Source organism: Pseudomonas sp. G5(2012) (genome assembly GCF_000408945.1).
GTDB classification, from domain to species: domain Bacteria; phylum Pseudomonadota; class Gammaproteobacteria; order Pseudomonadales; family Pseudomonadaceae; genus Aquipseudomonas; species Aquipseudomonas umsongensis.
Genome location: NZ_APIO01000009.1, coordinates 45,763 through 66,800, shown reverse-complemented (window position 1 = coordinate 66,800; position 21,038 = coordinate 45,763). Strand labels below are relative to the sequence as shown.

Genomic DNA, 21,038 nt, shown 5'->3' with positions numbered 1-21,038 from the left:
ACGCAGAATAATGGTTAAAAGGCGACAGATATCTACGGCCCGGATTTCCAGCCTCACGGGGAGGTTCTGGAATGTCTGCATTGTAATCCGAGACGGCGTAATTCTTGGTACGAGAGAAACGGTAGTACAGTTCATCAATATTTCAGAACGAGGAAATCCCATGGCACAAAAAAACGACGAGGATGACAAAGTCCGGCTGGATAAATGGTTATGGGCGGCGCGTTTTTACAAAACCCGTGCCTTGGCCAAGGCGGCGATTGAAAGCGGCAAAGTGCACTGCCGGGGTGAACGCTGCAAACCGGGCAAGGAGCCGCGCATTGGCGATGAATTTGTGATTCGCACCGGTTTCGAGGAGCGCACGGTGGTGGTCCAGGCGCTTTCGATCGTGCGCCGTGGTGCACCTGAAGCACAGACGTTGTACGCCGAAACCGAAGCCAGCATCGCCAAGCGCGAGAATGCCGCGGCCGAGCGCAAGGCAGGCGTCCTGGGCGTGAGCACCGATGGCAAACCGAGCAAGAAACAGCGGCGGGATCTGTTCAAGTTTCGTGGCAGCAGCAACGAATGATTGCCCCGGCCACCGATCGCGCCAGTCGGGCCAGGACTTGTAATTGCGCCTGTGCGTAGCCATATGAGGTAATTAGTCTGCCGAGCATGTGCCATTCGTCGTAAAGCGCGCACAGCCACCGGTCTCAAGGCCACAACCCGGCAGCCATACGCTATAGCCAAGGCGTAACCTCGTCTGTAACCATTTTTGTCACCCATTCAGATACCAGACTTATGACCGACTTACCGGATAACGACTTCACCCAACGCTTCATCTTCGATGACAGCGACACCCGTGGCGAGATGGTTTCGCTGGAACTCAGCTACGCTGAAGTCCTGGCCAAACACGCCTATCCGGAGCCGGTTGCGCAACTGCTCGGCGAACTGATGGCGGCTGCGGCGTTGCTGGTCGGCACCTTGAAGTTCGATGGCCTGCTGATCCTTCAGGCCCGCTCCGAAGGCCCGATTCCATTGCTGATGATCGAGTGCTCCAGCGAGCGCGACATCCGTGGCCTGGCCCGTTACGAGGCTGACCGGATTGCCCCCAATGCCACCCTGGCCGACCTGATGCCGGATGGCTCGCTGACATTGACCATCGACCCGCAGCAGGGCCAGCGCTATCAGGGCGTCGTCGATCTGGACGGCGAAACCTTGTCCGACTGCTTCACCAACTACTTCGTCATGTCTCAGCAGATTGGCACTCGCATCAAGCTCTGTGCCGATGGCCGCCGCGCCCGTGGCCTGTTGCTGCAGCAGTTGCCCGCCGATCGCCTGAAAGACGAGGAAGAACGTGCTGCCAGCTGGCAGCACCTCACCGCGCTGGCCACCACGCTGACAGCCGATGAATTGCTGGGCCTGGACAACGAAACCGTGCTCCATCGTCTCTATCACGAAGAGCAGGTTCGTCTGTTCGATGTGCAGAAACTGCGCTTCCGTTGCAGCTGCTCGCGCGAACGTTCAGCCAATGCGCTGGTCAGTCTGGGTATGGAAGATGCGCAAAACCTGGTGCTCGAGCACGGCGGTAATATCGAGATCGATTGCCAGTTCTGCAACCAGCAGTACCTGTTCGATGCCGCCGATGTCACTCAATTGTTCGCTGGTGCGGGTGTTGAGACGCCGTCAGATACCCGGCACTAAAACGGTTCAGCGCAGGTAAATTCACTGGAAAGTACCGCAATAGCGCCGTTACGACGGGAGGGCCCTACTTTTTTTGGGCTTTTCTGGCATAATCCGGCCCACTTTTTTCGCGGTAGTAGTGCACGACTTTCTACTACAAAACGTTTGGAGCACTCGGCCACTGGCCGACGGGGAACCTCATGACGCAAGCCAATAACGCCGTGTACACCGATCTGAGTGTTGATGATCTGGTCAAAGAAGCCCTCAACCGCGGTGAAGGCGAGCTTGCCGATACCGGCGCACTGGTTGTACGTACCGGTCACCGTACCGGCCGTTCGCCAGTCGATCGTTTCATCGTTGATGAGCCAACCACCACGGGCGCCATCGCCTGGGGCCCGATCAACCGCAAGTTCCCGGCTGACAAGTTCGATGCCTTGTGGAACCGCGTCGAGGCGTTCAACAACGCGCAAGAGCACTTTGTTTCCCACGTGCATGTAGGTGCCGCTTCCGAGCACTACCTGGCCGTGAAGATGACCACCCAGACCGCTTGGCAGAACCTGTTCGGCCGTTGCCTGTTCATCAACCCGGCACAGTACAACCCGGCTGGCCGTGAAGAATGGCAAGTGCTCAACGTTGCCAACTTCGAATGCGTTCCAGAGCGTGACGGCACCAACTCCGACGGTTGCGTGATCATCAACTTCGCGCAGAAGAAAGTGCTGATCGCTGGCATGCGTTATGCCGGTGAAATGAAGAAAGCCATGTTCTCGGTGCAGAACTTCCTGCTGCCGGCTGCCGACGTACTGCCAATGCACTGCGCCGCCAACATCGGCGAAGAAGGCGACGTGACCCTGTTCTTCGGTCTGTCGGGTACCGGCAAGACCACCCTGTCCGCTGACGAAAGCCGTTACCTGATCGGTGACGACGAGCACGGCTGGGGCGAGGGCGTGGTGTTCAACATCGAAGGCGGTTGCTATGCCAAGTGCATCGACCTGTCCGAGAAGAACGAGCCGGTTATCTGGAAAGCCATCAAGCACGGTGCAGTCCTGGAAAACGTCGTGATCGACGACGCCAAGCACGCCGACTACGCCGATGTCAGCCTGACCCAGAACAGCCGCGCCGCCTACCCGCTGGAGCACGTTGCCAAGCGTTCCGAGAAGAACCTCGGCGGCGAGCCAAACGCAGTGATCTTCCTGACCTGCGACCTGACCGGCGTTCTGCCGCCAGTGTCGATCCTCAACGAAGAACAAGCGGCCTACCACTTCCTGTCCGGCTACACCGCGCTGGTGGGCTCGACTGAAATGGGTTCGGGCAGCGGCATCAAGTCGACCTTCTCCACCTGCTTCGGCGCACCGTTCTTCCCGCGTCCGGCTGGCGAATACGCAGAGCTGCTGATCAAGCGCATCCGCGGCTTCGGCTCCAAGGTCTACCTGGTCAACACCGGTTGGACCGGCGGTGGCTATGGCGTCGGCAAACGCTTCAACATCCCGACCACTCGCGCGGTGATCGCAGCGATCCAGAGCGGCGCGCTGATCGGTGCCGAGACCGAGCACCTGGACACCATCAACCTCGACGTGCCAGTGGCCGTACCGGGCGTTGAGACTGGCCTGCTGAACCCACGTAACACCTGGGCCGATAAAGCCGCCTACGACGAAGCCGCCAAAGCACTGGCCGGCCTGTTCATCGAGAACTTCAAGAAGTTTGAAGTGAGCGACGCGATCAAGGCTGCCGGTCCTAAGCTGTAAGCGCTGGATTGAAGCCATGAAAAAGCCGCCCTTCGGGGCGGCTTTTTTTTGCGCGGCGTTTCAGGTTTTCAGATGCAGGACAAACGCCCCCACCAACACCAGCACAACCCCTGACACCTGCACCTTACCTAGGCGCTCCTTGAAAAAAACATACCCCAGGATCGCCGCAATCCCGCCAGACAATGTACTGATCACCGTCACCACTGAAACCGAGCCTGCCACAGCACCCCAGGCAAATGATGAAAACCCGCCGAGGTTCATCAGGCTGGCACCGGTCAGTGTCAGGCAATTTTTAAGCGGCGGGAATTTCAGGCCGTCGTCGATTCTGAGCACGATGCCTACCAGCACGATCAGCCCGACAAGATACGCGAGCCAGAGCATCGTCACCGGTCCGAGTACTGGCAGGACAAAACGTCCCTGCAGCCAGAAACTGGTGCCGTAGAACACCGCCGCCAGCAGCGCATAGGCAATGGAACTGCTCGCCTGCGTGCTGTGTGGCACCTTCGGGTCGGAATGCATGCTGGAGAGGACCACGCCAATGACGCAGAGGGCGATGCACAGTAACTGCAGCAGGCTGATCTGCTCACCGCCAGCCCAGGACAGCAACGTGGTCACTACGCCGTAGGAGGTCACCAGCGGGGCGACAATGGAAGCTTTACCCAGGGCGAAGGCCTTGGACAAGGCCAACGCACCAGACACGGTCAGCACAGCGGCAGCGACGCCGATCAGCCAGACATCAAGCGGTGCGGCCATGGACCGGAGAATGAATACGGGGAAGACGATCAGCAGCAGGCTCATGATCGTAAATCCCAGCGCCTGACCGAAATACACGGCACGTTTGACGCCAACCGCTCGGGCGTTCAAGCCCACCAGAAAATCCGTACCGCCCCACAGCAAGGCGGCTAGCAAGCCCATCAATACGTCCACGCAATTTCCTTATTGTTATGCGCCGCGGACGCTACAGGCCTTCGAGCTCCCGGGTGTCCCAGCGTTGATCCTTGATCGCTCGGTAGAGCATGCCGATGGTCAATGGTTCCTTCTTGCCGCGACCCTTGGCCTTACGCTTGAGAAAGACATCGTAGCCCTCGGGGTGAAAGTAGCGATAGCTGTCGTAGTCGACGAAATCGATGGCGAAGTGCTCTTCAAGGGTTTCGATCAAGTGTTGTGCATCGGCACCGTTGCAGCCGAGATCGAAGTTAATCGAGGTGGTGAGGCTGATCGTTTTGCGTTCGGGGAGGCCGAGTTCTTCGTGCAGTAGCTGGATGAGTAGGTGAAGGGTGGGGTCGTCGGGGAGGTTGGGGGCGAGGTTCATTGCTGGGTGTCCGGGTGGGCTTGAACAGATCTTATGGGTCGTTGGACTGGAGTGGAAGGATTGAAACCGACGCTCATCCCGCAGAACCCGTTCACTTCAGGAAACGGTGGTTTTGAGCAGGCGTTGCCGGGCGATGTTGAGCAGGTCGTTGCCATCCTGGGTCAGCAGATACAACGCATTGACGATGTTGGGAATGTCGCTGGCGTCGGCTTGTTTGAAGCACAGGCAATACAGGGTTTCCAGCAGGTCGCTGGCGGCACGGATGCGTTGGCGGGCGGCGTCGAGGATTTCCAGGGGGTCGGCCTCGGTGTCGATCACCAGCACTGGGGTTTCACTGTTACTGGACTTGAGCAGGTGATAGCGGTCAGCCAGTGGATCTGTGGTGTTCATCAAAGTGGGTCCTGTGCGAAATCGGCAAGTGTGCCCGGCAGGCCGAGACACTTTTTCAGCCGCGCCGAAAACTATAGGAGGGTGCGTGGCCATGCGACAAGACGGCGTTGATGGACAGGTTTTGTAGGGTATTTACCGTTTTTTGAGGATGGGACTACGTTGGCGCTGGTTTTCGTGCGCGAAACGATTAGAGGTAAAAATGCCTACAGGAGTGTCCGGCGTTGTTGGGTGAGTCTCGGTAGGGAGGGCAACAGAAGCTGTAGGATTTTTCGACATCAACACGCTGTATCATCCCGTATCGTTTTTGCCCCCGACCTTTTCTCGACTCGCTGCGATCGCCGGCTAGGCTTTGCTCATCGCAGCAGTCAACGGAGTGACAGCTTATGCACAACACCCTGGAACAGGTTTTCGGTTATCCACAGTTTCGGCCCGGCCAGGAGGCAGTGGTCAGCGCGGTGTTGGCGGGGCGCTCGGCGGCGGCGATTTTCCCCACCGGTTCCGGCAAGTCCCTTTGCTATCAGTTGTCGGCGGTTCTGTTGCCGCACCTGACGCTGGTGGTCTCGCCATTGCTGGCGTTGATGCAGGATCAGTTGGCGTTCCTGCAACGCCACGGCATTGCCGCGGGCAGTATCGATTCGGCCCAGAGTCGCGACGACGCCAGCGATGTCATGGCCCGTGCCAAGTCCGGCGAACTGAAAATCCTTATGGTCTCCGTGGAGCGCTTGAAGAACGAGCGTTTTCGTAATTTCCTGCAGCAGGTGCCGATCTCGCTGCTGGTAGTGGACGAGGCGCATTGCATCTCGGAATGGGGGCACAACTTTCGCCCGGACTACCTCAAGCTTCCGGACTATCAGCGCCAGTTCAACATCCCCCAGGTGTTGTTGCTGACCGCCACGGCGACCCCGAAAGTGATCGCCGACATGCAGGCGAAATTCGCCATCGAACCTGTGGATGTAGTGACCACTGGCTTTTATCGGCCGAACCTCAATCTGTGGGTGGAGCCGGTTCGCAGCCAGGATAAGCGCATGCGCCTTGTGGAATGGATGAGCCAGCGACCCGGCCAACCGAGCATTGTCTACGTCACCCAACAGAAAACCGCCGAGCACATTGCTGAACACCTGCTGCGCAATGGCATTCAAGCTGAGGCCTATCACGCCGGTTTGCCCCACGAACAGCGCGAAGGCATCCAGAAGCGCTTCATGGGCGGACAGTCCAATTGCATCGTCGCCACCATCGCCTTCGGCATGGGCATCGACAAGAGCGACATCCGTAACGTGGTGCATTTCGACCTGCCCAAGTCCATCGAAAACTACAGCCAGGAAATCGGCCGTGCCGGGCGTGATGGGCAGCCATCTGACTGCCTGGTGCTGGCCAATCGCGACAGCCTCAACGTGCTGGAAAACTTCGTCTATGGCGACACGCCTGAACAGGACGGTATCCGCTATGTGCTCGACGAGATGCAGGTCGCCGCGCCCGAGGGGCAGTGGGAGTTTCTCCTGGGGCCTCTGGGGGACCAGAGCAACATCCGCCAGCTACCGCTCAAGACCTTGCTGGTTCAACTGGAGCTTCGTGGCTTGATCGCCCCGCGTTATGCCTACTACGCCGAATACCGCTTCAAATATCTGCAGGAACCTGAGGCATTGCTGGCTCGCTTCGAGGGCGAGCGCAGGGATTTCGTCGCGGCGATCATCCAGACGTCCACCCGTGCACGTACCTGGGCTACGGTAAATTTCGATGCGTTGTATGAACAGCACCGGGCCGAGCGCAGTCGGGTGGTGAAGGCCCTGGATTATTTCCAGGAAAAGGGCTGGGTCGAGCTTGAAAGCAAGCAGATGACCGAGGTCTACAGCCTGTTGCAAACCGATTTCGACAGTGCCGTGTTGAGTGAAGAGCTGCACGCCGGTTTCAGACGGCATGAACAGACCGAGATCGCGCGGATTCACGCCATGCTGGACCTGTTCGCTACCGATCGCTGTCTGGGCTATCGCCTGGCCGAGTATTTCGGCGACGAAAATGTGCCCCGCCAGTGCGGGCACTGTTCGGTTTGCCACGGGCAGGTGGCGCGGCTGCCTGCACCGCCGGCGTTACCGGCGCTTGTGGATAAAAACTTCGAGGCACTGTGTGCTGATTTTATCCACAGGCATGAACAACACACTGGGAAGGCGCCGTCGGCTGAGCGCGTGACACGGTTCTTGTGCGGGATCAGCGTGCCGCTGTTTACCAAGCTCAAGGTGCGGACGATTTCGGGATGTGCGGCGTTGGAGGATTATCCGTATGCCGAGGTTCGTGAGTGGGCGCAGGCACACCTCTAAATCGGTGTCGGCGGAGCGGCATCCATCCGCTGAATGTCGCTCATCACAGGAATAAATTTCAAAAAGGCGCGGCGGCTGACTATGGTGAGGGCTGTCTTCGGATCGCCAACAAGAGAATAATCATGAGCCAGACACCGTTCAATATTCAGCGCGCAGCCGTCATCGGCGCGGGCACCATGGGCCGCGGCATTGTCATGTGCCTGGCCAACGCCGGGGTAGCGGTACAATGGGTCGATAACAATCCGCAGATGCTTGAACAGGCACTGGTCACTGTGTCGGACACCTATGCCCATAGTGTTCGACAGGAACGCATCGACCAGGTCGAGGCCGATGCCCGCATCGCTCGGGTCACGGCGGCCGCTGATTATGCGGCTATCCGTGACGTCGACCTGGTCATCGAAGCCGTCTACGAAAACCTCGAGCTCAAGCAGTCAATCTTCCGCGAACTGGACGGCCTGCTAAAACCTGCAGCCATTCTGGCGAGCAACACCTCTGCTCTGGACATCGACGCCATTGCCGCGGTGACTGGCCGACCACAGCAGGTCCTGGGCCTGCACTTCTTCAGCCCGGCGCACATTATGAAGCTGCTGGAAATCGTCCGTGGTGCCCAGACTGCACCGGCGGTCATCGATGCTGCGCTGGCGCTGGGCAAGCGCATGGGCAAGGTCAGCGTGGTGTCGGGCAATTGCGACGGCTTTATTGGCAATCGCATGCTAAACACCTACGTGCTGGAAGCCCGCAAAATGCTGCTTGAGGGCGCTTATCCCTATCAGGTCGATGCGGCGCTGCAAGGCTTTGGCTTCGCCATGGGACCATTCCGTATGTTCGATGTGGTTGGCGTCGACCTGCAATGGCGCGCCCGGCAACTGTCCGGTGTGGCGCAGGATGCACCAGAGGTACAGGTGGATAACCGTCTGTGCGAGCAGGGCCGTTTCGGTCAGAAGAGCGGCGACGGCTACTACCACTACGAGCCGGGCAGTCGCCAGGCTGAGCACGACCCGCTAGTCGATGCATTGGTGTTGGAAGTCAGCGAAGGGCTGGGTTTCCATCGCCGTGAAATCAGCCCGGAGGAAATCCTGGAGCGCTGCTTGCTGGCATTGGTCAACGAGGGGGCGAAGATCCTTCAGGAGGGCATCGCCGGATCGGCTCACGACATCGATCTGGTGTACCTCAACGGATACGGATTCCCGGCGGACAAGGGTGGTCCAATGGCCTGGGCGGATCAGCAAGGGTTGGCGGACATTCATCAACGCCTGCTGGCGCTTGAGACCCGCCAGGGTGATCACTGGCGCCCGGCGCGGTTGATTGGTGAGTTGGCGGCGGCAGGTAGAGGGTTTGCGGACAAGTGATTGATGGGGTGCCTGCGAGGGCGCCATCGCGAGCAGGCTCGCTCCCACAGTTGATCTTCAGTGAACCCAAATTTTATGTACGACTAAGATCCCTGTGGGAGCGAGCCTGCTCGCGAAGAACGATAACGCGGTTTCACCTTAGACTGGCGAACACACTCAGGAATCCACACCAATGCCCCAACGCTGCGACTATCCACACTTCCAACCCATCACCACACGCTGGCACGACAACGATGCCTATGGTCACGTCAACAACGTCACCTACTACAGTTTTTTCGACACGGCGGTGAACACCTACCTGATCGAAGTCGGTGGCCTGGATATACACGATGGCGAGGTAGTGGGTTTCGTGGTGAGTTCAGCCTGCGACTACTTTGCTTCCATCGCCTTCCCGGACCGGATCGAGGTCGGCTTGCGGGTCGGCAAGTTGGGCAACAGCTCGGTGCAGTACGAGTTGGCAGTGTTCAAGCAAGGGGAAGACGAGGCCTGCGCAGCCGGGCGCTTCGTGCATGTGTTTGTCGACCGGGCATCGAATCAGCCGGTGGCGATTCCGGCCGGGTTGCGTAACGCATTGGAGTGTCTGGTGGTTTAAACCAGGCAAAAAAAATCGCAGCCCTCGGGCTGCGATTTTTATCTGTCAGTGAACCCTTTCGGGATCAGTGACGATGGCGGTAGTACTTGTGATGCTTGCGATGGCCATAGGCATGACCGCGACCTGGGTGGCCGTCACGGTAGTAACGACGATCATCATGACCACGGTAGCGACGATCATCGTCGTCATCATCATCGGCCTTGTTGCCCATGTAGTTGCCCAGCGCGCCACCGGCGCCGCCGCCTGCTGCGGAGCCGATCAGGCTGCCCGTGGTGCCGCCCATGCTGCGACCGACCACGTTACCGCCTGCTGCGCCCAACGCACCGCCAATGGCCGCTTCGCCACGGCTGCGTTTGTCTGCGCCAACTGCGCTACCACCCGCGCCACCCAGGGCCGCGCCGATAGTGGAACCTGTACTGCCGCCAAGCGATTGGCCGACGACTGAGCCCAAAACCCCGCCCAATGCGCCGCCCACACCTGCTTCGGTGGTGCCGCCAGCGGAGGCCATGCCACTGACCAGGCCAAGGGACAACAAGAGAATCGAGGAGAACTTCATGGAGGAACCTCAAGGGGATGACGACGCGATCCTGAGGCTGTGTAAGGGGTGTGACAATCGAAATCCGACGAGTAACACGACTTCAGCACATTTCTATAAGTTACTGTTTTTTGGGCGGAACTTAATGGTTTTTCGCCGGTCTTTTATTACTTCGGATAGGCCGTTTTCATGAGGAAACGGCCTTTTTTGTGGGCGTTTGGAAATTGTTTTGCCAGCGACACGGCTAAAAGATCGCAGCCTGCGGCAGCTCCTGCAGAGATCGGCGTAGGAGCTACCGAAGGCTGCGATCTTTTGATTTTGCTTTAAGCAGACTTTGCCATGATCAATCCGGTCTCACTCGCCGCTTCCAGCCGGATCGCCACGAACTTGGATGTTGGTGTATGGCTGCCATCCCCGGTGCTTTCCAACGGCACCAGCGGGTTCACTTCCGGATAGTACGCCGCTGCTTGCCCCGCTGGAATATCAAATGCCAGCAGCGTGAAGCCTTTCACCCGGCGCTCAAGTCCGTCATCCCAGATTGAAACGATATCGGCCTTCTGCCCCGGCTTGAAGCCCAGGCGAATGATGTCGGCTTCGTTGACAAACAGCACGTCACGCTGCCCCTTCACTCCGCGATAACGGTCATTGAGGCCATAGATCGTGGTGTTGTACTGATCGTGGGAGCGCATCGATTGCATGATCAGGTCCGGCAACACACCGGTAGCACGGGTGCGCTCGTGCACCAGGTCCTTGGGCAACGCATTTGGGCGGAAATTGGCCCGGCCTGATGCAGTGTTCCACTTGCGCGCACCGGCGCTGTTGCCCAGGTAGAACCCGCCCGGGTTCTTGACTCTCTCGTTGAAGTCCTTGAAGCCGGGAATGGTATCGGCAATCAAGTCGCGGATGCGGCTGTAGTCTGCCACCAGCCAGTTCCAGTCCACTGGCTGGTTGCCCAGCGTGGCTGCCGCGATGCCTGCCAGGATCGCTGGCTCCGAACGCATCTGCTGCGAGAGCGGCTCCAGCTGGCCATTGGAGGCGTGGACCATGCTGAACGAGTCTTCGACGGTCACCGCTTGAGGACCTTGGGTTTGCCGGTCGATATCGGTCCGGCCCAGGCACGGCAGGATCAGGGCGTCTTTACCGTGAGTCAGGTGGCTGCGGTTGAGCTTGGTGCTGATCTGCACGGTCAGGTCGCAGTTACGCAGGGCCTGGAAGGTGCGCGGGCTGTCCGGAGTGGCTTGGGCGAAGTTGCCGCCCAGGCCGATGAAAACCTTGGCCCGACCTTCGGCCATGGCATGAATCGCCTCGACCACGTTGTGGCCGTTTTCGCGCGGCACCTTGAACTGGAAGCGTCGTTCAAGGGCATCGAGGAACGCCGTGGGTGGCCGTTCGTTGATGCCCATGGTCCGGTCGCCCTGCACGTTGCTGTGGCCACGCACCGGGCACAGGCCGGCGCCCGGCCGACCGATGTTGCCGCGCAGCAACATCAGGTTGGCGATTTCCTGGATGGTCGCTACCGAATGGCGATGCTGGGTGATCCCCATGGCCCAGCACATGATGACGTTCTTGCCCTTGGCGTACATGCGCGCCGCTTGCTCGATTTCCACCAGAGGCAGGCCGGATTGCTCGACGATCTGTTGCCATGGGGTGTCGTCGATGATGGCCAGGTAGTCCAGGACATTGACACTGTGTTCATTGAGGAAGGCGTGATCGAACACCGCAGGCTCGCCCGCTTTCTGTGCGTCGCGCTCCCATTGCAGCAGGAATTTGGCCATGCCACGCATGATCGCCATGTCGCCGCCCAATGCCGGTCGGAAGAACGCGGTATTGGTCGGTTTGTCGCCGTTGGTAAGCATTTCAATCGCGTGTTGCGGGTGCTGGAAGCGTTCCAGGCCGCGCTCTTTAAGCGGGTTGATGCACACCACCTGGGCGCCGCGTTTCACTGCCTCTCGCAACGGTTCGAGCATCCGTGGATGGTTGGTGCCGGGGTTCTGGCCCCAGACGAAAATGGCATCGGCGTGTTCGAAATCGTCGAAGGTGACGGTGCCTTTGCCGACGCCGACACTTTGCGCCAATGCCACGCCGCTAGCCTCGTGGCACATGTTCGAACAATCAGGGAAGTTGTTGGTGCCGTAGGCGCGCACGAACAGCTGGTACAAAAAGGCTGCTTCGTTACTGGCCCGGCCCGAGGTGTAGAACTCGGCCTGATTCGGGCTCGACAAGCCGTTCAGATGTTTGGCGATCAGCGCAAAGGCGGCGTCCCAACTGATCGGCTTGTAGCGGTCGGTCTCTGCGTCATAGCTCATCGGCTCGGTCAGCCGACCCTGATACTCAAGCCAGTAGTCGCTTTGTTCGAGCAACGACGTGACGCTGTGCCTGGCGAAAAACTTGGCATCGACGCGGCGCTTGGTCGCTTCCCAGTTCACCGCCTTGGCGCCGTTCTCGCAGAACATCACCATGCCGCCTTCATTGGAATCGCCCCAGGCGCAACCGGGGCAGTCGAAGCCGCCGTTCTTGTTGGTCTTGAGCATCATGCGCAGGTTTTTCAGCGCGTTGTCGCTGGTCAACCAGGCCTGGGCGACACTGATCAGTGCGCCCCAGCCTCCGGCGGCGCCTTTGTATGGCTTGTATCGAGGAACGGGTGTCTGGTCGGCTTGACGGTGTTGACTCACGCTTGGTTCTCCAACGCTGGGCTGTAGACCCGCGGCGCATTCTTTTGTGGCAGATGAATGAGATTGAGGTTGTGGCGACGGGCCCATTGCACGGCGAGCCCGGTGGGCGACGACAGGCTGACCAGCGTCTGGATGCCGGCGCGCAAGACTTTCTGGATCAATTCGAGGCTGCATCGACTGGTGACAATCGCCAGTCCGCCAGCCGTCGAAATGTTTTGGCGGACCAAGCCGCCGATCAATTTATCCAGCGCGTTGTGCCGGCCGATATCTTCGCGACCCAGCAACAGTTGGCCTTGGTCGTTCATGAACACGGCCGCGTGCACCGCCCCGCAGTGTTGGCCAAGCGGCTGGAACGCGCCGATGCGCTGGCGCAGGCCGTCCAGCCATTCAGCCGGTGGCAGGGGCGCGCCGGGCAATACTTCGAGCTCGGGCAATGCCTGCTCCACCGCTTCCACGCCGCAAAGGCCGCAACCGCTGGTACCGGCCAGCTGCCGACGCTGTTGCTTGAGGTTCCAGAACGCGCGATTGGCGATGGTCACCTGCGCGTACTGCGCTGAGCCCGAGCCGCTGAGTTGCAGGTCATAGATATCCGAGGCGTCCTGGATAATGCCGCTGCCCAGGCTGAAGCCGACGATGAAATCTTCAAGGTCGGTGGGCGTCACCAGCATCACCGCCTGGCTGATGCCGTTAAAGGCAATCGCCAGTGCGACTTCCTCGGCCAGCGCGGTGCTGGCTGACTCCGTGTGCTCAAGGTTGCTGTAGCTGTAGGTGTGGCTGGCGGCGGGCGCAGGCGTTTCGAGGGCAGGCGCCGCGCAGGCTGGGCGCTTGGCGTTCATGGCATCACCGAGGGATTGATCAGCTTTAAGACTAGGCGCGGCAACTTGCCACGTCTAATCGCTATTACTGATCTGCCGATAGATGCCGTCGATCAAGCGCCAATCAGTGATTGTTGATAAACCGCGAAACACGCTTCAGCCAAGGCTGAACGTGGCGCGCTGCGGCGCATGATCAGGCCCAGCCGGCCAAGGGTTTGGGCGTTTTCGATCGGTTGCAGGCGCAAATGCTCGGTCAGCCCTTCCAGTCCACCGTCCAACGGCATCACCGCGCAGCACAAGCCGCCATGCACAGCTTGTAACAGTTGATGCACGGCATCGGTTTGCAACAAAGGCTGTGGGTTGAGGCCGCGGCTGTGGAAGTTGTGGTCGATGGATTGGCGAAAGTGCATGCCGCTGGTGAGCATGCCCAGCGGCAACTCGATCAACGATTCCCAGCTCAGCGGTGCTTCGCCAAAGGTAAAGAAGCGCTGATCGTAGAGCAGGCCCATGTGGGTTTCACTGAAGGCGAAGGAGTCAAAGCGCTCGGCATCCAGGCGTTCGAGGTAGGACACGCCGAGGTCCAGGCGATTGTTCGCCAGTTGTTCGAGGATCTGTTCGGAGCTCAGTGCCGAGAGTTCAAAGCGCAGGTTCGGGTGTTCTGCGTGCAGGCGCTGCAGCAGCGGCAACGGATCGAAGCTCGACAGCGGCACCACGCCCAGGCGCAAGGTGCCGACCAGATTGCCGCGACAGGCCGCCGCCTCGGCGTACAAGCCGTCATAGGCGGCCAAGACGGTGCGCGCCCAAGCCAGCACCCTCTCGCCAGGTGCAGTAAAGCCTTCAAAGCGCTGGCCGCGATTGACCAGCGGCAGATCGAGTTCCTCCTCGAGGCTGCGCAGACGCATGGACAGGGTCGGCTGGGTAATATGGCAGCGTGCGGCGGCCTGGCCGAAATGGCGGGTTTCATCCAGAGCGATGAGGAATTTCAGCTGCTTGATGTCCATCTTCGCTCCAGGGTGCGGGAAGGGGTCGATTCTAGCGCAAGCGGCGTCATTGGTCGGTTTGGATTGGCAAACGGCTGCCGTGGTCTAGGCTTTTACGTCTGGAACCCGAAACCCAAGGAGAGCGAAACGATGAGCCTGTTCAGTTTTCTCAAAGAAGCCGGTGAAAAAATCCTCGACGCGTTGACGCCGGACAAGGCTGAAGCCAATAGCGAGGCATTGACCAAGCATGTGCAGAGTGCGTTGACGGGGATCGATACTTCCAAGATTCAGGTGAAGGTCGAGGGCGATAAGGTCATCGCCAGCGGCGAAGCGAAGACGCAGGAAGAAAAGGAAAAAATTCTCCTGACGCTGGGCAACGTGGCGGGTGTCAGCGGTGTTGAAGACCAGATCACCGTGACCGGTCCAGTGGTCGTGGCCGCGAAGTTTGTCGTGGTCGAGAAGGGCGACACCTTGAGCGCCATTTCCCTGCGCGTGTACGGCAATGCCAACCTGTACAACAAAATCTTCGAAGCCAACAAACCGATGCTCAAGGATGTGAACAAGATCTATCCGGGGCAATCGTTGCGTATTCCTGAATAATGTGAGGCCCTGTAGGAGCTGCCGAAGGCTGCGATCTTTTGACTTTGATCTTTAAAAACAAGATCAAAAGATCGCAGCCTGCGGCAGCTCCTACAGGAAATCAAAGGCCGGTTATCAAATCCCGATAGTCCTCGACCGCCGCAAACTCCGCCGTGTCCTTGGGCCCTTTGCGGCTATCCGGCTCTTTCACCGCCAACAAATGCGCCACGCCGAACTCCCGGGCACTGCGCAGGATCGGCAGTGTGTCGTCGATAAACAGGCTGCGCGCCGGGTCGAAGTCGATGTCGGCCTGCAAGGCATCCCAGAACTGCGGGTTTTCCTTGGGGAAACCGTAATCGTGGGAGCTGATCAAACGCTCGAAATACGGCGCCAGCTCGATTCTTTCCAGCTTCAATGACAGCGAATCGCGATGCGCATTGGTGATCAGCACCACACGCTTGCCTGCACGCTTGATCGCCGCCAGGAAGATGTCCGCATCCGGGCGCAAGGCGATCAGATGAGCCGTTTCCAGTTTCAGCTCGCGCACGGGTAGTTTCAGTTCGGTACTCCAGAAATCCAGGCAGTACCACTGCAGCTGACCGGCATTGCGTTCAAATAACGGCTGCAGTTCCAGTTCGGCCATTGCCCGGCTCACCCCGTGCAGTTCGGCATAACGCTGGGGCAAGTGCTCCAGCCAGAAATGGTTGTCGAAGTGCAGGTCCAGCAGCGTGCCGTCCATGTCCAGCAGAACGGTATCGATGTCGTGCCAGGGCAGCAGGGACATAAAAACTTCTCCAACGGTAAAAAAAGGTATCCGGGGACAACAATCAGGATAGGCCGGGTATAGTAACCCGCTATCGCCCAGGAGCCGCTCATGCGCCAGAAACCCACCATCCTCGCCCGCGAGATTGTCGCCACCAGCCGTTTGTTCTGCGTCGAGGAGCTGAAGCTGCGTTTTTCCAATGGCGTGGAGCGCACCTATGAGCGATTGGTCGGCAAGGGCGCAGGCTATGGTGCCGTGATGATCGTGGCGATGCTCGATGCCGACCATGCCGTATTGGTCGAAGAGTACTGCGGCGGTACCGATGCATACGAATTATCCCTGCCTAAAGGCTTGATCGAGCCAGGCGAGGACGTTTTGGCGGCAGCCGAGCGCGAGCTCAAGGAAGAGGCAGGTTATGGGGCGCGACAGTTGGAACATCTGACCGAGCTGTCGTTGTCACCTGGTTACATGAGCCAGAAAATCCAGGTGGTGTTGGCCACTGACCTGTACGAAGAGCGCCTGGAAGGTGACGAGCCGGAGCCGATGGGCGTGGACAAGATCAACCTGCGCGAATTGTCGGCCCTGGCGCAGAACCCGAAGTTCACCGAAGGCCGTGCCTTGGCGGCGTTGTACCTGGCCCGTGACCTGCTGACCCAGCGCGGGGTGTTCCAGCCATGAATTTTCCCCATCCGTTGATGGCGCCGGTGGTCGAGCTGGCATTGAAGGCCGGCGAGGCGATCTTGCCGTTCTGGCGCGTCGGCACGGCCGTGACTGCCAAGACTGACGATTCACCCGTGACTGCCGCAGACATGGCTGCTCATCATCTGATTCTGGCCGGGCTGACGGCGCTTGATCCGAGTATTCCGGTGTTGTCCGAAGAAGACGCCAACATCCCGCAGAGTGTTCGCGCCAGTTGGCAGCGCTGGTGGTTGGTCGATCCGTTGGACGGGACCAAGGAATTCATCAGCGGCAGCGAAGAGTTCACCGTCAACATCGCGTTGATCGAGCAGGGGCGCGTGGTATTCGGCGTGGTGTCGATGCCGACTAACGGGCGTGTCTATGTCGGTGGTGCCGGTTTCGGCGCGTGGCGTTGCGATCAGGGGGGTACGCCCGTGGCGATTTCGGTGCGTGATGTACCGGGCCCCGGCCAATCGTTCACCGTGGTGGCCAGCCGTCGCCATTCCAGTCCACAGCAGGAACGCTTGCTGGCCGGATTGAGCGCCAGCCTGGGTGAACTGGAACTGGCCAGTATCGGCAGCTCCCTGAAATTCTGCCTGTTGGCCGAGGGGGCGGCGGATTGTTATCCGCGGCTGGCGCCGACTTCGCAGTGGGACACGGCGGCGGCGCAAGGCGTGCTGGAAGGGGCGGGTGGCGAGGTGCTGGATCTCAATGGCGCACCGTTCTGCTATCCGGCGCGGGAATCGCTGCTGAACGAATTTTTCCTCGCACTGCCGGCCAAGGCTGCATGGCGGGAGAAACTGTTGGCGCTGGCTCGAGATTAAAATCAAAATATCGCAGCCTGCGGCAGCTCCTACGGGTATACACATAACCCCTGTAGGAGCTGCCGCAGGCTGCGATCTTTTGATTTACCGGTGCAACACGTATTGCCCGACAAACTTCACCGCATCCTCATCGCTACCCGCGTTCACCACCCGCGTGTGCAGGACCAGCCGCGCCCGTCCGTATCGCTGATACATCGCCAGGAATTTCTTCCACACCTGCGCACCCGGCGCCTGGCAAATGGCATGTGCATCCCCTGTCACCGGCAGCGGGTAGTGGATCTGCCCTTCCTGAATAACGATGTGTCCGTCGGTTATCCCTTCTTCTTTGAGGCGCAAATGCAGCCAGCCCCAACCGGCCAGTACCGCGCCACAATACAGGCTGCCGCCGAACATGGTGCTCTTGTGATTGACGTTAGCGTCCAGCGGCAAGTACAGGCGCAGTTGTTGATCGTGCCAGTCGAGCACCTTCAGGCCCATGTCCCGGGTGAGGGGAATGTCGTGATGGAGGACGGATTCCAGTTGACGACTGTCGCGGCTCATTCAGGGGCCTCTTGTTTGCAGTGGATAAGTGGGCGGCGGCTCAATCGAGGTCGTCGCTATGGGTGGCGGTGCCACTATCGGCGAAGCTCAGGCCGTGCTTGCGCAATTTGTCATGCAAGGTCTTGCGTGGAATGCCGAGCGCTTCGGCGACGCTGCGCACTGAACTGTGCGAGCGCGCCAGTTCGGCGGCAATCAGGGTTTTTTCGAAGTTTTCCACTTGCTCGCTCAACCCGCCGCTGACCATTTCTACCGTCGTGCCAACCGTGCCTTGCACCTCATTGTTGTCCAGCGCCAGTTCCAGGCCCAGGGCGAAGCGTTCGGCAGCATTCTGCAGTTCGCGCACGTTGCCGGGCCAGGCGTGACGCAACAGCAGGGCACGTTGTCCGGGTTGCAGTTCATGGGGCGGCAAGCCATGGCGGGCGCTGGCTTCATCGGCGAAATGCTGGAACAGCACCAGCGCGTCTTCACCGCGTTCGCGCAGCGGTGGAATGCGCAATGGCGCGACGTTCAGGCGATAGTACAAGTCGGCGCGGAATCGGCCCTGATCGGCGGCCTGGCGCAGGTCTTCCTTGGTGGCGGCGATGATGCGGATGTCCAGCGGGATCAGTTGATTGCCGCCCAGGCGTTCGACCACCCGCTCCTGCAGCAAGCGCAGCAATTTCACCTGGACGTCCAGGCTCATGCTTTCGATCTCATCGAGAAACAACGTGCCACCGTTGGCAAATTCGAACTTGCCGATGCGGCGTTTCTGCGCGCCCGTGAAAGCGCCGGGCTCATGCCCGAACAACTCGCTTTCGACCACCGACTCGGCCAGCGCTCCGGCGTTGATCGCCACGAACGGACCACTGCGCCGACTCGACAGGTCATGCAAGGCTCGTGCAACCACTTCTTTACCGGCCCCGGTCTCGCCGAGGATCAGCACGTCTGCCCGAGTTGCCGCCAAGGCGCCGATTTGCTCGCGCAGACGCAGCATCGAGGGCGACTGCCCGACCAGGCGCGTGCTCAATTCATTGCGATCGCTCAGGGCCAGGCGCAGGCTGCGGTTGTCCAGCACCAGTCGGCGCAAGGCCAGGGCACGGCGCACGCTGTCGAGCAGCGCATCGCTGGCGAAGGGTTTTTCCAGAAAATCATAGGCACCGGCGCGCATGGCTTGCACCGCCAGCGGCACATCGCCGTGGCCGGTGATCAGCAGCACCGGCAGTTCCGGATCCTGGGCGTGGAGCTCGGTCAGCAGTTCGATGCCGTCCATGCCCGGCATGCGGATATCGCTGACGACCACGCCTGGCCAGTCGCGCTCCAGTTGTGCGGCCAGGCCCTTGGCTTCGGCCAGCGGCAGAATCTTCAGGCCGGCGAGGTCCAGGGTCTGGCTCAAGGCCTGGCGCAGGTGGGGATCGTCGTCGATCAACACGACCTGGATGCGGTTGTCGATGGTCATGCACTTCGGTCCTCGGACGGTTGCAGGCTCACACCCGGTGCGCCTGCGCGTAGCTTCAGGGTAATCAGGGCGCCGCCCTCCTTGTGGTTGGCGAACGACAGTTCGCCGCCGAAGGCGCGCATCAGGGTCTCGCATATCGCCAGCCCCAATCCAAGCCCCTGGGTACGGGTCTTGGTGGTGTAGAAGGGCTCACTGGCACGGCCAAGAGCCTCCAGGCAGAAACCGGGGCCGTTGTCGCGAATGTACAGGTTGACGCCTTCGCCCGTGGATTGGGCACTCAGCCAGAGTTTACGCGGCGGACCTTTTTCCGTCAGGGCATCGAGGGCGTTGGCCAGCAGGTTGCCCAGCACTTGGCGCAGCCGGGTTTCTCCGGCCTCGACCCACAACGTGGCGGCGGGCAAGTCGCGGATCAGTTCGACTTCCATGCTGCGTCGACGCTTGGCCAACAAGGCCAGGGCATCGTCAAGCGCCGGCTGCAGGGCGACGCTTTCCGGAGCGTGGCGATCGCGCCGGGCAAAGGCGCGCAGGTGAGCGATGATCGACGCCATGCGCCCGGTCAGTTCGCTGATCAGCTTTAGGTTGCCACGGGCATCGTCGGTGCGCTCGTGGTCGAGCAACACTTCGGCGTTTTCCGCGTAGCTGCGGATGGCTGCCAGCGGTTGGTTGAGCTCGTGGCTGATGCTCGCCGACATCGTTCCCAGCGCCGAGAGCTTGCCGGCCTGCACCAGGTCATCCTGGGCGCGAACCAGTTCTTGCTGGGCCTGCTCGCGCTCCAGCACTTCCTGTTTGAGTCGGCGGTTGAGACCCTCAAGGTCGCTGGTACGTTCAGCCACCCGGCCTTCCAGTTCGCGCCGGGCCTTGGCTTCGAAGGCGATGCGTTCCAGGTAATGACGGCGGCGTTGCATCATCAGGCCGAGCAACAGCATCAACACCAGCAGCGTCGCGCCACCGATGGCGACTACCGTGCGCACCGGACGATCGATCAGGGTGCGCGGGGCGAGGATGCTGACGTTCCAGCCGGTTTCCGCGATCGGCTGAGTCTGGGTCAACCAGGCGTTGGGATTGAGCTTGAGCGGCTTGGGTTCGCGGGTGGGGTAGGGCTGGATCGCGGTGATGGCCTTGCGCTCTTCTTCGCTCAACTCACGGGTCGAACGAAAACGCCATTCCGGCCGCGAAGTGAGGATGACCACGCCGTTGTGATCGGTCAGCAGCAGTTGCTCCGGGGTTTTGCCCCATAGGCTTTCGGTGTGGTCGAGGTCGACCTTGACTACCAGCACGCCGATGATTTTTTCGCCCTCTCGCACGGCAGCGGCGAAGAAGTAGCCCCGTTTGGCGGACGTGGTGCCCAGCCCGAAAAATCGTCCGAGCCGCCCGGCCATGGCTTCGCTGAAGTACGGCCGGAAGGCAAAGTTGCGGCCGACGAAACTGTCGTGCTTGTCCCAGTTGGAGGCGGCCAGGGTCTTGCCCGTCGTGTCCATCAGGTACATGACTTCGGCGCCGGTCTGGGTGCTGATGTTCTGCAACAGGCGATTGGCGTTGCCCTGGGTGACACCATCGTCTGGCGCGCCAAGCACGGCGCGCAAGGCCGGCAGGTCGCCGAGGATCTGCGGCAGTACTTCATAACGGTGCAGGGTGCCCAGCAGGTTGGCGACGTAGAGATCGAGGGTCTGGCGATTCTGCCCAGCCAATTCGCTGCGGTAATAGCGCTCGGCCAGGTGCTCCAGCGGCCACAGTAAGGGTGCCAGGCACAGTGCGAGCAGGGCCAGGCTGCGCCAGCGGGGTCTGCGGGGAAGGGTTGGAGTCATGAGCATCGAGCGCCTGTGGGTACAGGTGCATTATGCCTAGGCTTGCCGACACAGTC

General features: G+C 60.2%; 20 protein-coding genes. 9 read left to right on the top strand and 11 right to left on the bottom strand.

Translation table 11 applies throughout. From position 1 onward, the window contains the following. Positions 1-160: 160 nt before the first annotated feature. The 3 genes from PG5_RS03935 (at position 161) to PG5_RS03925 (ending at position 3,401) form a co-directional block, all read left to right on the top strand. Entirely contained in the window at positions 161-565 is a 405-nt protein-coding gene (locus PG5_RS03935; RefSeq protein WP_020795790.1) for an RNA-binding S4 domain-containing protein, read from the top strand. A gap of 212 nt (positions 566-777) precedes the next feature. Then, positions 778-1,680 carry an Hsp33 family molecular chaperone HslO gene (hslO, locus tag PG5_RS03930; protein ID WP_020795789.1) on the top strand — a complete coding sequence of 301 codons (903 nt, stop codon included), beginning with the start codon at positions 778-780 and terminating at the stop codon, positions 1,678-1,680. Between the two features lie 179 nt (positions 1,681-1,859). Further along, a complete protein-coding gene (locus PG5_RS03925) occupies positions 1,860-3,401 on the top strand; it encodes a phosphoenolpyruvate carboxykinase (RefSeq protein ID WP_020795787.1) in 1,542 nt (513 codons plus the stop codon). A 60-nt stretch (positions 3,402-3,461) separates the two neighbouring features. Here the strand turns inward: PG5_RS03925 and PG5_RS03920 are convergent, their stop codons facing one another. The 3 genes from PG5_RS03920 to PG5_RS03910 all read right to left on the bottom strand — a co-directional run bounded on the left by PG5_RS03920 (position 3,462) and on the right by PG5_RS03910 (position 5,103). Next, positions 3,462-4,316 carry a DMT family transporter gene (locus PG5_RS03920; RefSeq protein ID WP_042955235.1) on the bottom strand — a complete coding sequence of 285 codons (855 nt, stop codon included), beginning with the start codon at positions 4,314-4,316 and terminating at the stop codon, positions 3,462-3,464. 43 nt (positions 4,317-4,359) lie between these two features. Continuing rightward, positions 4,360-4,713, bottom strand: coding sequence for a DUF1493 family protein (locus PG5_RS03915; protein WP_020795785.1), 354 nt, complete (start codon positions 4,711-4,713; stop codon positions 4,360-4,362). Between the two features lie 96 nt (positions 4,714-4,809). Then, positions 4,810-5,103, bottom strand: a complete 294-nt coding sequence (locus PG5_RS03910) for a hypothetical protein (protein WP_020795784.1) — start codon at positions 5,101-5,103, stop codon at positions 4,810-4,812. A 383-nt stretch (positions 5,104-5,486) separates the two neighbouring features. Here PG5_RS03910 and PG5_RS03905 point away from each other — a divergent pair, with 383 nt between their 5' ends. The 3 genes from PG5_RS03905 (at position 5,487) to PG5_RS03895 (ending at position 9,356) form a co-directional block, all read left to right on the top strand. Continuing rightward, complete coding sequence (locus PG5_RS03905; RefSeq protein ID WP_020795783.1) at positions 5,487-7,415, top strand: ATP-dependent DNA helicase RecQ; 1,929 nt, start codon at positions 5,487-5,489, stop codon at positions 7,413-7,415. Positions 7,416-7,537: 122 nt separating this feature from the next. Further along, complete coding sequence (locus tag PG5_RS03900; RefSeq protein WP_020795782.1) at positions 7,538-8,764, top strand: 3-hydroxyacyl-CoA dehydrogenase; 1,227 nt, start codon at positions 7,538-7,540, stop codon at positions 8,762-8,764. A gap of 172 nt (positions 8,765-8,936) precedes the next feature. After that, entirely contained in the window at positions 8,937-9,356 is a 420-nt protein-coding gene (locus tag PG5_RS03895) for a thioesterase family protein (protein ID WP_020795781.1), read from the top strand. A 64-nt stretch (positions 9,357-9,420) separates the two neighbouring features. Here the strand turns inward: PG5_RS03895 and PG5_RS03890 are convergent, their stop codons facing one another. From PG5_RS03890 to PG5_RS03875, 4 genes are all read right to left on the bottom strand, one after another. Beyond that, positions 9,421-9,912, bottom strand: a complete 492-nt coding sequence (locus PG5_RS03890) for a glycine zipper domain-containing protein (RefSeq protein WP_020795780.1) — start codon at positions 9,910-9,912, stop codon at positions 9,421-9,423. Positions 9,913-10,214: 302 nt separating this feature from the next. Further along, the gene (locus tag PG5_RS03885) at positions 10,215-12,563 is read right to left on the bottom strand and encodes an FdhF/YdeP family oxidoreductase (RefSeq protein WP_020795778.1); all 2,349 of its coding nucleotides are present in this window, start codon (positions 12,561-12,563) and stop codon (positions 10,215-10,217) included. Then, entirely contained in the window at positions 12,560-13,399 is an 840-nt protein-coding gene (gene fdhD, locus PG5_RS03880; protein ID WP_020795777.1) for a formate dehydrogenase accessory sulfurtransferase FdhD, read from the bottom strand. Before fdhD ends, PG5_RS03885 begins: the two co-directional genes overlap by 4 nt. A gap of 92 nt (positions 13,400-13,491) precedes the next feature. Then, positions 13,492-14,379 carry a LysR family transcriptional regulator gene (locus PG5_RS03875; protein ID WP_020795776.1) on the bottom strand — a complete coding sequence of 296 codons (888 nt, stop codon included), beginning with the start codon at positions 14,377-14,379 and terminating at the stop codon, positions 13,492-13,494. 129 nt (positions 14,380-14,508) lie between these two features. On the opposite strand from PG5_RS03875, the gene lysM reads away from it, so the two are divergent. Further along, positions 14,509-14,958: a peptidoglycan-binding protein LysM gene (gene lysM, locus PG5_RS03870; RefSeq protein ID WP_020795775.1), complete on the top strand. Its 450-nt coding sequence runs from the start codon at positions 14,509-14,511 to the stop codon at positions 14,956-14,958. A gap of 100 nt (positions 14,959-15,058) precedes the next feature. Here the strand turns inward: lysM and yrfG are convergent, their stop codons facing one another. Continuing rightward, positions 15,059-15,721 (bottom strand): GMP/IMP nucleotidase, encoded by a 663-nt coding sequence (gene yrfG / locus PG5_RS03865; RefSeq protein ID WP_020795774.1) that lies wholly within the window; start codon positions 15,719-15,721, stop codon positions 15,059-15,061. Positions 15,722-15,811: 90 nt separating this feature from the next. Between yrfG and nudE the strand changes: the two genes are divergently transcribed. Both nudE and cysQ read left to right on the top strand, forming a co-directional pair. Further along, complete coding sequence (nudE, locus tag PG5_RS03860) at positions 15,812-16,378, top strand: ADP compounds hydrolase NudE (RefSeq protein WP_020795773.1); 567 nt, start codon at positions 15,812-15,814, stop codon at positions 16,376-16,378. Further along, positions 16,375-17,202, top strand: a complete 828-nt coding sequence (gene cysQ, locus PG5_RS03855) for a 3'(2'),5'-bisphosphate nucleotidase CysQ (protein ID WP_020795772.1) — start codon at positions 16,375-16,377, stop codon at positions 17,200-17,202. The genes nudE and cysQ overlap by 4 nt, the downstream gene beginning before the upstream one ends. An 84-nt stretch (positions 17,203-17,286) precedes the next feature. On the opposite strand, the gene PG5_RS03850 is transcribed toward cysQ, so the two are convergent. Genes PG5_RS03850 through PG5_RS03840 form a run of 3 tightly spaced genes read right to left on the bottom strand, consistent with a single transcriptional unit; the run spans position 17,287 to position 20,982 of the window. Then, complete coding sequence (locus tag PG5_RS03850; RefSeq protein ID WP_020795771.1) at positions 17,287-17,742, bottom strand: YiiD C-terminal domain-containing protein; 456 nt, start codon at positions 17,740-17,742, stop codon at positions 17,287-17,289. A gap of 40 nt (positions 17,743-17,782) precedes the next feature. Continuing rightward, positions 17,783-19,177, bottom strand: coding sequence for a sigma-54 dependent transcriptional regulator (locus tag PG5_RS03845; protein ID WP_020795770.1), 1,395 nt, complete (start codon positions 19,175-19,177; stop codon positions 17,783-17,785). Next, a complete protein-coding gene (locus PG5_RS03840) occupies positions 19,174-20,982 on the bottom strand; it encodes an ATP-binding protein (protein ID WP_042955231.1) in 1,809 nt (602 codons plus the stop codon). Before PG5_RS03840 ends, PG5_RS03845 begins: the two co-directional genes overlap by 4 nt. Positions 20,983-21,038 lie beyond the last annotated feature (56 nt).

What these genes read in the sequence shown, in the direction of transcription:
- hslO (WP_020795789.1), top strand. Translation starts at nt 778, where the DNA reads ATGACCGACTTACCGGATAACGACTTCACCCAACGCTTCATCTTCGAT.
- PG5_RS03915 (WP_020795785.1), bottom strand. Translation starts at nt 4,713, where the DNA reads ATGAACCTCGCCCCCAACCTCCCCGACGACCCCACCCTTCACCTACTC.
- PG5_RS03840 (WP_042955231.1), bottom strand. Translation starts at nt 20,982, where the DNA reads ATGACTCCAACCCTTCCCCGCAGACCCCGCTGGCGCAGCCTGGCCCTG.
- PG5_RS03925 (WP_020795787.1), top strand. Translation starts at nt 1,860, where the DNA reads ATGACGCAAGCCAATAACGCCGTGTACACCGATCTGAGTGTTGATGAT.
- PG5_RS03900 (WP_020795782.1), top strand. Translation starts at nt 7,538, where the DNA reads ATGAGCCAGACACCGTTCAATATTCAGCGCGCAGCCGTCATCGGCGCG.
- yrfG (WP_020795774.1), bottom strand. Translation starts at nt 15,721, where the DNA reads ATGTCCCTGCTGCCCTGGCACGACATCGATACCGTTCTGCTGGACATG.
- PG5_RS03890 (WP_020795780.1), bottom strand. Translation starts at nt 9,912, where the DNA reads ATGAAGTTCTCCTCGATTCTCTTGTTGTCCCTTGGCCTGGTCAGTGGC.
- lysM (WP_020795775.1), top strand. Translation starts at nt 14,509, where the DNA reads ATGAGCCTGTTCAGTTTTCTCAAAGAAGCCGGTGAAAAAATCCTCGAC.
- PG5_RS03920 (WP_042955235.1), bottom strand. Translation starts at nt 4,316, where the DNA reads ATGGGCTTGCTAGCCGCCTTGCTGTGGGGCGGTACGGATTTTCTGGTG.
- fdhD (WP_020795777.1), bottom strand. Translation starts at nt 13,399, where the DNA reads ATGAACGCCAAGCGCCCAGCCTGCGCGGCGCCTGCCCTCGAAACGCCT.
- cysQ (WP_020795772.1), top strand. Translation starts at nt 16,375, where the DNA reads ATGAATTTTCCCCATCCGTTGATGGCGCCGGTGGTCGAGCTGGCATTG.
- PG5_RS03905 (WP_020795783.1), top strand. Translation starts at nt 5,487, where the DNA reads ATGCACAACACCCTGGAACAGGTTTTCGGTTATCCACAGTTTCGGCCC.
- PG5_RS03845 (WP_020795770.1), bottom strand. Translation starts at nt 19,177, where the DNA reads ATGACCATCGACAACCGCATCCAGGTCGTGTTGATCGACGACGATCCC.
- PG5_RS03875 (WP_020795776.1), bottom strand. Translation starts at nt 14,379, where the DNA reads ATGGACATCAAGCAGCTGAAATTCCTCATCGCTCTGGATGAAACCCGC.
- PG5_RS03935 (WP_020795790.1), top strand. Translation starts at nt 161, where the DNA reads ATGGCACAAAAAAACGACGAGGATGACAAAGTCCGGCTGGATAAATGG.
- PG5_RS03895 (WP_020795781.1), top strand. Translation starts at nt 8,937, where the DNA reads ATGCCCCAACGCTGCGACTATCCACACTTCCAACCCATCACCACACGC.
- nudE (WP_020795773.1), top strand. Translation starts at nt 15,812, where the DNA reads ATGCGCCAGAAACCCACCATCCTCGCCCGCGAGATTGTCGCCACCAGC.
- PG5_RS03910 (WP_020795784.1), bottom strand. Translation starts at nt 5,103, where the DNA reads ATGAACACCACAGATCCACTGGCTGACCGCTATCACCTGCTCAAGTCC.
- PG5_RS03850 (WP_020795771.1), bottom strand. Translation starts at nt 17,742, where the DNA reads ATGAGCCGCGACAGTCGTCAACTGGAATCCGTCCTCCATCACGACATT.